The following is an 11,487-nucleotide window of genomic DNA, read 5'->3' on the forward strand; positions in this document are numbered from 1 at the left end:
GGGAATCGGGCCGATCCGTCACGCCGGGCGCGTCCGATGCGTCACGCCGGGCGTGTCCGCTCCGTCCGTCACGCCCGCCTCGCGCAGGGCCAGCCACACCCGGTCCCGGGTCAGCGGGAGCCGGGTGAAGCGGACGCCGGTCGCGTCGCGCAGGGCGTTGGCGAGGGCGGGGGCGACCGGGTTGAAGGGACTCTCGCTCATCGACTTGGCGCCGAGCGGGCCGATCGCGTCCGCCGTCCGCATGAAGTGGACCTCGGTGCGCGGGACATCGGCGTACTGGGGGAGCCGGTAGCGGCGGAACGCGGCCGTCTCGACCTCGCCCCGTTCGTCGACGCGGACGTCCTCGAAGAGCGTCGCGCCCAGAGCCTGCGCCACGCCTCCCTCGACCTGGCCCCGGCACTGCATCGGGTTCATGACCTGTCCGGCGTCCGCCGCGTGGACGCTGCGCAGGATACGGATCTCACCGGTCCCCGGGTCGACGGCGACACGGAACCACTGAGCGTTGAAGGCGACCGAGCGCGGAGTGCCTCCGAAGTGCCCGTCGGCGCAGACCGGGACCCCGACCGCGCGGGCCGCCTGGTAGAGCTCCTTGAGGGGGAGCCGGCCGGCCGGGTGGAGTACCGCCTCCTCCGCGAGACGGCACGCGGCGCGCGGCACGCGCAACTGGGCCGCGGCGAGGTCGAGGAGCAGATCGGCGAGGGCGCGGGAGGCACGCAGGGTGGCCTTGCCCGCGACCACCACGCCCGTGGAGGCGAAGGCGCCGGTGTCGTGCCCGACGACGTCGGTGTCGGACTGGCGGACGGTGATCCGGTCCACGGTGGTGGCGAGTTCGCCCGCCGCGATCTGACGGTGCACGGTGGTCGTGCCGTTGCCGAACTCCGCGGTGCCGACGGCGAGATCGAAGCCGCCGTCGGGCAGGAGGGAGATCCTGGCGTCGGCGATGTGGCCGCCGGGCGGACCGGTGGCGATCATCGCGAGGGCGGCCCCCTCGCCGACCAGCCAGCCGTCCGGGACGGGCGCGGCCGCCGGGTCCGGCTCCTGTGCCCGGGCGCGGCGGACGATGTCCAGGCACTGGTCGAGTCCGTAGCTGGCGATGTGGAGGTCCTCCTCCTCGCCGTCGGCGGTGACCATCGGCTCTCCCGGCCCGATGACGTTCATCGCCTTGAACGCCAGCGGGTCCAGGCCCAGCCTGCGTGCGAGTTCGTCGAGGGCCGACTCCATGGCGAACATGACCTGGCCGAGCCCGTAGCCGCGGAAGGCGCCGGCCGGGACGGTGTGCGTGTAGACGGAGAAGGCGTCGACCTTCTTGTTCGGGGCGCGGTAGACGGCCATGGACTCGCCGACGCTGTGGAACATGACGGCGGGGCCGTGATTGCCGTACGCGCCCGTGTCGGACACCACCCGCAGCCGTACCGCGGTGAGGGTGCCGTCGCGGCGCGCGCCGATCTTCACGTGGATGGTGAAGGGGTGCCGGGTGGTCGCGCCGTGGAACTGTTCGGCGCGGGTGTACTCCAGCTTCACCGGGCGCCGCAGCCGCAGCACCGCGAGCGCGACGACGTCCTCGACGAGCATCTCCTGCTTGCCCCCGAAGCCCCCGCCGACCCGGGCCGCGACGACCCGCACCTTGTCCTGCGGCAGGTCGTACAGCGCGCACAGGGCACGGCGGGTGAGGAAGGGTGTCTGGGTGCTGGAGCGGACGGTGAGCCTGCCGTCCTCGTCGAGCCAGGCCACGGCGCCGTGCGTCTCCAGGCTGGCGTGCTGGACCCGCTGGGTGCGGTACGTGCCCTCGTACACCTCGTCGGCCTCCGCGAACCCCGCCTCGACGTCGCCGATCTCGCCGTGCGCCTCCCCGACGACGTTGTCGCGCGGACGCGAGATCCGGGCCGTGGTCGCGTCCTTGTCGTGCACGACGGGCGCTCCCGGCTTCATCGCCTCCTCCGGGTCGAGGACGGCCGGCAGCACCTCGTACGTCACCTCGACGCGGCGGCAGCCCTCCTCCGCGGCGGCCTCGCTCTCCGCGACGACGGCGGCGACACGCTGGCCGATGTGGCGGACGGTGTCGTCGAGGACGCGGGTGTCGTCCGGGTCCTCGGTGGGGTGTTCGTGGCGGGCGGTGGAGAAGTGCCGTGCGGGCGCGTCGTGGTGGGTCAGGACGGCGTGAACACCAGGGACCCGCAGGGCGGCCGAGACGTCGACGGCGGTGATGCGGGCGTGGGCGTGCGGGGAGCGCAGCAGCTTCATGTGCAGCAGACCCGGGACGTCGAGGTCGAAGGTGAAGGGGGCGGTGCCCGTCACGATCCGGGGTCCGGCCGGGGCGGGCAGGTTGCGGCCGACGGACTCTCCGGCGGCGGGCGCCTCCACATGGCGGACCCCGCGGACGGCGTCCTCGATGGCCCGGTAACCGGTGCAGCGGCACAGGTTCCCCTTGAACGCCCTTGGCAGGTCGGTGAGTTGATCCTCGTCGAGCGCCGCCGTCGTCATCAGGAACCCGGCCGTGCAGAATCCGCACTGGAAGCCCTGCGCCTCCAGGAACTGCCGTTGCACGGGGTGCAGTTCGCCCTCGGGGGAGGCCAGGCCCTCCACGGTGGTGACGGCGCGGCCGTCCGCGCGGAACGCCGGGTACAGACAGCTGTGCACCGGCTCCCCGTCCACATGGACCGTGCAGGCGCCGCAGTCGCCCGCGTCGCAGCCCTTCTTCACCCCGAACCAGCCGCGCTCCCGCAGATACGTGCGCAGGCACTGTCCCGGGCGGGGCTCCTCCTCGAAGAGGCTGCCGTTGACCTCGACCCTCATCGCGCGGTCCCTCCGAGTTCCCGCCGGATCTCCTCGGCGAACCGGAGCGTCATGTGCCGCCGCCATTCCGGGAGTCCGTGGATGTCGTCGAACCAGGAGCCGTCGGGGACGGCGGAGGCGATGGCCGCGCGCAGGGCGTCCGCCGTCGGCGGCAGCGGGAACCACAGCCGCACCGGTCGTACGGTCGAGGCCGTGACCGTGATCGCCAGCGAGCCGTCGGCGGGATCGAGGGTGCCGACGACCAGGACCGCCGAGCGGCCGAGCCCGTACAGCGAGGCCTGCCGGAACGCGGTGCGGCCGGCGAGTGCCCGGGCGGGCAGGGTGACGGACCGCAGGAGTTCGCCCTCGGCCAGGTCCTTGCGGCCCGCGCCGGTCACGAAGTCGGTGACGCGCACCCGGCGCCGTACACCGTCCTGGGCCAGCAGCAGGCAGTGGCCGTCCAGCGCGGCGGTGAGCGAGATCATGGGCCCGGCCGGGAGGGCGTTGCAGAGATTGCCTCCCACGGTCGCCATGTTCCAGATCTTGAACGAGGCGAGGAAGGCGCGGCAGCACTGCTCGAACAGCGGCGCCGCCTCGGCCGCGAGTTCCTTCGCGAACCGGGACAGCTGGGCGACGGTGCAGGTGGCGGCGATCTCCAGTGAGCCGTCGGCGTGCGGTACCACCGGCGTCCAGCCGGTCCGGCTCAGGTCCACAAGGCGCCGCAGCTGCGGCTGCGGCTCGGAGAAGAGGTACGTGCCGCCACCGAGCCAGGCGTCGCCCGGCCGCCAGGGCGCGGGCACCCGGGCGTCCCGTGTCTCCACCACCGTGTTCAGGTCCATGACCGTCAGTGAAGCAAGGCGACCGGCACCCGGACGACTGGTTCACCACACGGAAACACGGACTTTTCCGGCCCGAACCCTGGAGGATCGACCAACAGGCATATCGGCCCTCTGATCTTGCATTTACCATGCGATGACTCGCATCCACCTGGTGAATGCGGGATGCCGGGCACGCTCCCCCGTGCCCGGCCACCGGACAGGGAGCCAGAGCGCGCATGCACGTCGAACACCTCCTGACGGACGAGACGCTCGGCCTGCGCCTGCTGTGGGCCGAACCCGCCCTGCTGCGGCGGGAGATCCACGGGGTGAGCGTCACCGATCTGGAGGACCCGGCCCGTTTCGTACGGCGGGGCGAGGCGGTGCTGAGCGGGCTGGTGTGGTGGCGGGCCGAGGACGGACCGGAGGCGGCCGACCGGTTCGTCCGGGCGCTCAGGGGAGCGGACGCGGCGGTGCTGCTCGCGGGCGAGGAGACCCACGGGGCGGTGCCCGGCGACCTGGTGGAAGCCTGCGCCCGGCACGGACTGCCGGTGGCCGGGGTCCCCGCGCACATCATGTTCCGCACCATCACGGAGACCGTGTACCTGCGGCAGTGGGGAGAGCTGGCCCGTCAGCACGCCATGCCCGGGCACCTGCGGGGCCGGCTGAACCGGCTGGTCGCGCGGAACGCCGGCCCGCAGCCGCTTCTCGAAGCGCTGTCCGCCCACCTCGGGGACACCGCCGTCCATGTCGTCACCGCGGCGGGACGGACCGTCGCGGCCACGCCCGGCGCCACCCCGCTTCCGGCGCGCGTGGCCGCCGCGCTCCCCGGGGGCGACTCGGGAACGACCGTGCCCGTCACCACCCGGGCCGTCACGCCCTACGAACGGTGGTACCTGCATCTGCCCGACGCCGATGCCGTACCACCGCGCCTGCTGCACGAGATCGCCGATCTGCTGGACCGCTGCCGGCGGGCGCAGGTCCGCGGCCTCGCCGCCGCACCCCGGCCGGCGGACGAACTCGGTGCGCTGCTCGCCCTGCCGGGGGCGGACCCCGAAGCGGTCGAGGCCGCGTCGCGCCGCTGCGGGCTGACGGCCGACGGGCCCCGGCGCGTGCTCGCCGCGGCCACCGGCGCGCGGCGGGACGGCCTCGGCGAACCGGCCGCCGCCGACGCGACCCTCGCGGAGGCCGCTCTCGCCGAGGCGGTCGCCCACGCCGGGCCCGTGCCCGCCGCGGTGGGACGCCTGCCCGACGGCACCGCCTTCGCCGTCCTGCCCGCCGACGCGCACGACGCCGTCGCCGGGGCCTGGCCGTTCGTCGCGGCCTGTGCCCCGGACACACCGCTGCACGGCGGGACCAGCGCGTCCACCGGACCGGCAGACACTCTCGCGACCGCGCTGGCCGAGGCCCGCTACGCCCTGGCCTCGGCCCGGACCGTCACCCCGGACACCTCGTGCCTCACAGACATCGCCGCCCTCACCAGCGTCGGCACCCTGCTGACCGGGATACCCGCCGAGGTGCGCACGGCCTACAGCCACGCCGTCCTTGGTCCCCTGCTCAAGGCGGGCAGCGGTTCCGCCGCCATGCTGCTGCACACCCTGGAGACCTTCCTCGCCCACGACGGCTCCTGGGCCCGGACGGCCGGAGCGCTGCACCTGCACGTCAACACGGTCCACTACCGCGTCCAGCGCATCGAGCACCTCACCGGCCGTGACCTCTCCCGTCTGGCCGACCGCCTCGACCTGTGGGCCGCCCTCGTCTGCCGGGCGCGCCCGGCCGCCTGATCCCACCGCGGGCGGGGCATCCGGCGCGCATGTCTCCGAGAGGGCGCGTGGAAAGGGCCGCGAGCCCCATCGTGCCGTCGTGCGCCCACGCGTCATGTGAAGGCGCCGAGCCGGCGCGCCGCCCCCGGGGGCCCGGGGCCGCGTGTCATGGGCACCACGCCCCGCCGTGTCCCCGCGAGGCCGCACGGGCCACTCCCGCCTCTCCGCGCCCCAGCACGGCCGCAGTCGCGGTTCCGACCGGAAACATTCTCCCGGCCGTGTCACGGCTCGGACCCGGCTCGGCCCCGGCTCGCCTCCGGTGCCGTACAAAGTCCGCTGATAGCTCGTCATACTGGACCGGGCCGGGGCGGGCTCGGGGGCGGGCGGGGACGGGGGCGATCGCGCGAGATGGCGGAAAGCAGGCTGATCCAGGGGCGGTACCGGCTCCTCGATCCGATCGGGCGCGGCGGCATGGGCGAGGTGTGGCGGGCCCGCGACGAATCACTGGGCCGCCATGTGGCCGTCAAGTGCCTCAAACCGCTCGGCCCCCACCACGACCCGTCCTTCGCCCGTGTCCTGCGCGAGCGGTTCCGCCGCGAGGCCCGGGTCGCCGCCGCCCTCCAGCACCGCGGGGTCACCGTCGTCCACGACTTCGGCGAGGCCGACGGCGTGCTCTACCTGGTCATGGAACTGCTGGAGGGACACAACCTCGGCCAGCTCCTGGAGGAGAACCGGGAGCACCGGCTCCCGGTCGCCGAGGTCCTCGACATAGCCGACCAGGTGACCGCCGCGCTCGCCTACACCCATCAGCAGAGCATCGTGCACCGCGACCTGAAGCCGGCGAACATCATGCGGCTCGCCGACGGCACCGTGAAGATCTGCGACTTCGGCATCGCCCGCCTCGGCCACGACATCGGCTTCACGTCACGGCTCACCGGCACCGGCGTCGCGATGGGCACCCCGCACTACATGTCACCGGAACAGATCGCCGGAGCGGAGGTCGACCAGCGCAGCGACCTCTACTCCTTCGGCTGCGTGCTGTACGAGATCGCCACCGGGGCCCCGCCGTTCGACCTCGGCGACGCCTGGGCCATCCTCGTCGGCCACCGCGACACCGCGCCCGAACCGCCCCGCAGCCACCGCGCCGACCTCCCCGAGTACCTGGAGCGGATCATCCTCGACCTGCTCGCCAAGGAGCCCGAGCAGCGGCCGCGTGACGCCCGCGAACTCGCCCGCCGCATCACCGCGGGGCGCACGGCACCCCTGTACGTGCCGACGGTGGTCGCCCCGCCGCACCCCGCCGCCGCACCCCGGTCCGCGACATCGCGGTTCCCGCCGCGGCCGGAACAGCCGCCGTCCCGCGAACCCCGGCTGCCGTCCTGGACCCAGGGCATGACCACCGGCCACAAGGCCGGCGGCGCCGGATGGCCGGGCACCCCGCCCGACACGTCCGCCGGTCTCACCGGCGCCTGGACCACCCGCCCCTCCACCACCGCGCCGCCCCCCGCGCCCCGCGCCGAACCACCCGCCCCCGCCGCCGAGTCGGCCACCGCGCTGACCGCGCGGCACAACACCGGACTGAACCTCGGACGGCTCGGCCGGTGGACCGAGGCGGGCGAGGTCCACCGCGCGGTCGCCGCCGAACGCGAGCGGCTGCTAGGGCCCGACCACCCGGACACGCTCGCGAGCCGGTACGAGGTCGGCTTCAGCCTGAGCCGCACCGGACGCCCCGCCGAAGCCCTCGGCGAGTACGCGCGCGTCGCCCAGGCCAGGGAACGGGTGCTCGGCGTCGGCCACCCCGACACCCTGGCCGCACGCCAGGAAATGGCCTACGTGCTGGGCCAGTTGGGCCGCCACCTCGAAGCGCACCAGGCCTACACCTCGGTGCTCGCCGCCCGGGAGCGCGCGATGGGGCCCGACCATCCCGACACCCTGCGCTGCCGCCACAACCTCGCCTTCAACCTCAGCAGGCTCGGACGCCTGGAGGACTCGTACCGCATGGCGGCCGACGTCGCCGCCGCCCGCGCCCGGGTGCTCGGCCCGGCCCACCCCGACACCCTGGTCACCCGCTACGAAGTCGCCTACGCGCTCGGTCAGCTGGGCCGCTGGCCCGAGGCCCTGCACACCTACCAGGAGGTGGCCGCGGCCAGGGCGCGGGCGCTGGGTCCCGATCACCCGGACACCCTCGCCGCCCGCTACGAGGTGGGCATCAGCCTCGGCAGGCTCGGCCGCAGCGCCCAGGCGCTGGAGCTGTACCGCTCGCTGGTCGCCGACCGGACCCGGGCACAGGGCGCCACCCATCCCGAGACCCTGCGCGCCCGGCACGGGCTCGGCGTGAACCTCGGACGCCTGGGCCGCTGGGAGGAGGCGCTCGCCGAGTCCCGGGACGTGTGCGCCATCCGCGAGCGCGCCCTCGGGCCCGGCCATCCCGACACCCTGGTCAGCCGCCGCGAGGTCGCGGTCGGCCTCGGCTGGCTCGGCCGCTGGGCCGACGCCCTCACCGAGTACCGGCGGGTCGCGGAGGCCCGCGAGCGGGTGCTGGGCACCGACCACCCCGACACCCTGGCCGCGCGCGGCGACGAGGCGCACTGCCTGGAGCAGCTGGGACACGCCCGGGAGGCGGCCGAGCTGTACCGCAGGGTGGCCGACCTGCGCCGACGGCGAGCTGCCGAAGGCCGCTGACCTGCGAAAACAGCACTTTCCCCGATGGCGGGAGGCGGCCGGGCGAAAAAGTGCGGAGAAATTCCGGCCGTGATGTCGAGAAGCCGTGGCTCGCTCCGTCCCAGAGGTGAACGCGCCCACAATGGGTCGCACCAGCACCGAGGAGAATCACGATGGCCAAGTACCTGCTGCTCAAGCACTACCGGGGAGCCCCGGCCGCGGTCAACGACGTGCCGATGGACCGGTGGACCCCGGAGGAGATCTCCGCGCACATCCAGTACATGAACGACTTCGCGGCCCGGCTGGAGAAGAGCGGCGAGTTCGTCGACGGCCAGGCGCTCGCGCCCGAGGGACAGTGGGTCCGCTACGACGGAGAGGGCCGTCCGCCGGTCACCGACGGGCCGTTCGCCGAGACCAAGGACCTCATCGCCGGCTGGATGGTGATCGACGTCGACAGCCACGAGCGGGCCGTCGAACTGGCCGGGGAACTGTCGGCCGCCCCCGGCGCCGGCGGGAAGCCGATCCACGAGTGGCTGGAGGTGCGCCCGTTCCTCACCGCCTCCCACACCGTCACGGAGTGACCTCGACCATGGACGAGGCCCTGCTCAGGAGCCTCACGCCCGGGGTGCTCGCCGTCCTCGTCCGCCGCGGAGCCGACTTCGCGGCGGCCGAGGACGCCGTCCAGGACGCCCTCGTCGAGGCCCTCCGGGTCTGGCCGCGGGACAAGCCGCGGGACCCCAAGGGCTGGCTGGTCACCGTGGCCTGGCGCCGGTTCCTCGACGCGGCCCGGGCGGACGCGGCCCGCCGCCGGAGGGAGGACCTCGTCGAGGACGAGCCCGAGACGGGACCGGTGACGGGCTTCGACGACACCCTCCAGCTCTACTTCCTGTGCGCCCACCCGGCACTGACACCGTCGTCCGCCGTCGCGCTCACCCTGCGCGCGGTCGGCGGGCTCACCACCCGCCAGATCGCGCGGGCCTACCTGGTCCCCGAGGCGACCATGGCGCAGCGCATCAGCCGGGCCAAGCGCACGGTGTCCGGAGAGCGGCTGGACCGCAACGGCGACGTCTCCACCGTGCTGCGCGTCCTCTACCTCGTCTTCAACGAGGGCTACTCCGGTGACGTCGACCTCGTCGCCGAGGCCGTCCGGCTCACCCGGCAGCTCGCGGCGCAGGTCGACCATCCCGAGGTGGCGGGGCTGCTCGCCCTCATGCTGCTCCACCACGCCAGGCGCGGGGCGCGGACGGCTCCCGACGGCAGCCTGGTGCCGCTGGCCGAGCAGGACCGCGCCCGGTGGGACACCCGTGCGATCGCCGAAGGCGTGGCGATCCTGCAGAGGGCGCTCGCCCGCGACCGGCTGGGCGAGTTCCAGGCCCAGGCCGCCATCGCGGCCCTCCACGCCGACGCGCGCACCGCGGAGGAGACCGACTGGGTGCAGATCGTCGAGTGGTACGACGAACTCGCGCGGCTGACCGGCAGTCCCGTCGTCCGGCTCAACCGCGCGGTGGCCGTGGGCGAGGCCGACGGACCGCGCGCCGGCCTGGCCGCGCTGGCGGCCCTGGACGACTCGCTGCCCCGGTACACCGCGGTGGCCGCGTACCTCCACGAGCGTGACGGCGACCTGGAGCGGGCGGCACGGCTCTACGCCGAGGCCGCGCGGAAGGCACCCGACCTGGCCGAACGCGACCATCTGACCCGTCAGGCCGCGCGCCTGAACACCCGTCTCGGCACCGGGCGCGGACGCTGACGCACCCGGCCCCCACCCTCCGCGCGGGCATCCGGAAGGGGGCCGGGGCCGCGGTCCCCGACGATCGCCGCGCCCGCGGACCCACCCGTACGGACTGCCGCCGCCTGCCGCGCACCCCTGGCCGACGTAGATCATCACGTGCTACGAAGAACCATGCCTGTACACGAGGGATATGACGCCGTGATCGTCGGCGGAGGCCACAACGGACTGGTCGCGGCCGCCTATCTGGCGCGGGCCGGGCGGTCCGTGCTGGTGCTGGAGCGCCTGGGCAACACCGGTGGCGCCGCCGTGTCCACCCGGCCGTTCGCCGGGGTCGACGCGCGGCTCTCGCGCTACTCGTACCTGGTCAGCCTGCTGCCCCGCAAGATCGTCCGGGACCTCGGCCTCGACTTCCGGGTCCGGGGCCGGACCGTCTCCTCGTACACGCCCGTGGAGCGCGGCGGACGGCCCACCGGACTGCTCGTCGGCGGCGGCGAGCGGCGCACCCGCGAGGCGTTCGCGAAGCTCACGGGCTCGGAGCGCGAGTACGAGGCGTGGCAGCGCTTCTACGGGATGACCGGCCGCGTCGCCCAGCGGGTGTTCCCGACGCTCACCGAACCGCTGCCCACCCGCGAGGAGCTGAGGGCGCGCGTCGACGACGAGGACGCCTGGCGGATCCTGTTCGAGGAGCCCGTCGGCGTGGCCGTCGAGGAGAACTTCGCCGACGACCTCGTCCGCGGTGTCGTCCTCACCGACGCGCTCATCGGCACCTTCGCCGACGCCCACGACCCCTCGCTGCGGCAGAACCGCTGCTTCCTCTACCACGTGATCGGCGGCGGCACCGGAGCCTGGGACGTGCCCGTCGGCGGGATGGGCGCCCTCACCGACGCGATCACCGGCGCCGCCCGCGCGGCGGGCGCGGTGATCGAGACCGGCCACGAGGTGCTGCGGATCGACACCGACGGGGAGTCCGCCGAGATCACCTACCGGACCGCCGACGGCGAGGGGGTCGTCGCGGCCCGGCACGTCCTGGTGAACGCCTCCCCGCAGGAGCTCGCGCACCTCACCGGAGACGAGCCGCCGACCCCGGCGGAGGGCGCCCAGCTCAAGGTGAACATGCTGCTCAAGCGGCTGCCGAGGCTCCGCGACACCTCCGTCGACCCGCGCGAGGCGTTCTCCGGGACCTTCCACATCGCCGAGGGCTACGAGCAGTTGGCGGCCGCGCACGCCCAGGCCGCGGCCGGTGAGCTGCCCACGGCGCCGCCCTCCGAGATCTACTGCCACTCGCTCACCGACCCCAGCATCCTGGGCCGGGACCTGGTCGAGCGCGGCTACCAGACCCTCACGCTCTTCGGTCTCCACACGCCCGCCCGGCTCTTCGAGCGGGACAACGACGCCGTGCGCGAGGAACTGCTCAAGTCGACGCTGGCCCAGCTCGACGCGCATCTCGCCGAGCCGATCGCCGACTGCCTGGCCACCGACGCGGACGGGCGGCCCTGCATCGAGGCGAAGACCCCGCTCGACCTGGAGCGTGACCTGCGCCTGCCGGGCGGCAACATCTTCCACCGCGACCTCGCCTTCCCCTACGCCCAGGAGGGGACCGGCCGTTGGGGCGTGGAGACCCGGCACGCCAACGTGATGCTGTGCGGGGCGGGCGCGGTGCGCGGCGGCGGCGTGAGCGGCGTCCCGGGCCACAACGCGGCCAAGGCCGTACTGGAGGCGCCGGCCTGACCGGGGGCGGCCCGAAAGG

At 74.3% G+C, this 11,487-nt stretch carries 7 protein-coding genes; 5 read left to right on the forward strand and 2 right to left on the reverse strand.

Annotated elements, in window-relative coordinates:
* Positions 1-18: 18 nt before the first annotated feature.
* Both ACFWI4_RS05375 and ACFWI4_RS05380 read right to left on the reverse strand, forming a co-directional pair.
* On the reverse strand, positions 19-2,793 hold the full coding sequence (locus tag ACFWI4_RS05375; RefSeq protein WP_387191232.1) for a molybdopterin-dependent oxidoreductase: 2,775 nt from the start codon (positions 2,791-2,793) through the stop codon (positions 19-21).
* Positions 2,790-3,611, reverse strand: coding sequence for an FAD binding domain-containing protein (locus tag ACFWI4_RS05380; protein WP_387191235.1), 822 nt, complete (start codon positions 3,609-3,611; stop codon positions 2,790-2,792). Before ACFWI4_RS05380 ends, ACFWI4_RS05375 begins: the two co-directional genes overlap by 4 nt.
* Before the next feature lie 215 nt (positions 3,612-3,826).
* Here ACFWI4_RS05380 and ACFWI4_RS05385 point away from each other — a divergent pair, with 215 nt between their 5' ends.
* The 5 genes from ACFWI4_RS05385 (at position 3,827) to ACFWI4_RS05405 (ending at position 11,468) form a co-directional block, all read left to right on the forward strand.
* The gene (locus ACFWI4_RS05385) at positions 3,827-5,371 is read left to right on the forward strand and encodes a PucR family transcriptional regulator (protein WP_387191237.1); all 1,545 of its coding nucleotides are present in this window, start codon (positions 3,827-3,829) and stop codon (positions 5,369-5,371) included.
* A 387-nt stretch (positions 5,372-5,758) separates the two neighbouring features.
* Complete coding sequence (locus ACFWI4_RS05390; RefSeq protein ID WP_387191239.1) at positions 5,759-8,032, forward strand: tetratricopeptide repeat protein; 2,274 nt, start codon at positions 5,759-5,761, stop codon at positions 8,030-8,032.
* Positions 8,033-8,184: 152 nt separating this feature from the next.
* On the forward strand, positions 8,185-8,592 hold the full coding sequence (locus ACFWI4_RS05395; protein ID WP_385396475.1) for a YciI family protein: 408 nt from the start codon (positions 8,185-8,187) through the stop codon (positions 8,590-8,592).
* Between the two features lie 8 nt (positions 8,593-8,600).
* Positions 8,601-9,758 (forward strand): RNA polymerase sigma factor, encoded by a 1,158-nt coding sequence (locus tag ACFWI4_RS05400; protein ID WP_387191532.1) that lies wholly within the window; start codon positions 8,601-8,603, stop codon positions 9,756-9,758.
* 153 nt (positions 9,759-9,911) lie between these two features.
* On the forward strand, positions 9,912-11,468 hold the full coding sequence (locus ACFWI4_RS05405; protein WP_387191242.1) for a phytoene desaturase family protein: 1,557 nt from the start codon (positions 9,912-9,914) through the stop codon (positions 11,466-11,468).
* The last annotated feature ends 19 nt before the right edge of the window (positions 11,469-11,487 follow it).

The organism is Streptomyces sp. NPDC127038 (assembly GCF_042725875.1).
In the GTDB taxonomy this organism is placed as follows: domain Bacteria; phylum Actinomycetota; class Actinomycetes; order Streptomycetales; family Streptomycetaceae; genus Streptomyces.

Bases quoted from the DNA above. Each gene is read 5' to 3' on its own strand.
- ACFWI4_RS05375 (WP_387191232.1), bottom strand. From the start codon at position 2,793: ATGAGGGTCGAGGTCAACGGCAGCCTCTTCGAGGAGGAGCCCCGCCCG.
- ACFWI4_RS05380 (WP_387191235.1), bottom strand. From the start codon at position 3,611: ATGGACCTGAACACGGTGGTGGAGACACGGGACGCCCGGGTGCCCGCG.
- ACFWI4_RS05385 (WP_387191237.1), top strand. From the start codon at position 3,827: ATGCACGTCGAACACCTCCTGACGGACGAGACGCTCGGCCTGCGCCTG.
- ACFWI4_RS05390 (WP_387191239.1), top strand. From the start codon at position 5,759: ATGGCGGAAAGCAGGCTGATCCAGGGGCGGTACCGGCTCCTCGATCCG.
- ACFWI4_RS05395 (WP_385396475.1), top strand. From the start codon at position 8,185: ATGGCCAAGTACCTGCTGCTCAAGCACTACCGGGGAGCCCCGGCCGCG.
- ACFWI4_RS05400 (WP_387191532.1), top strand. From the start codon at position 8,601: ATGGACGAGGCCCTGCTCAGGAGCCTCACGCCCGGGGTGCTCGCCGTC.
- ACFWI4_RS05405 (WP_387191242.1), top strand. From the start codon at position 9,912: ATGCCTGTACACGAGGGATATGACGCCGTGATCGTCGGCGGAGGCCAC.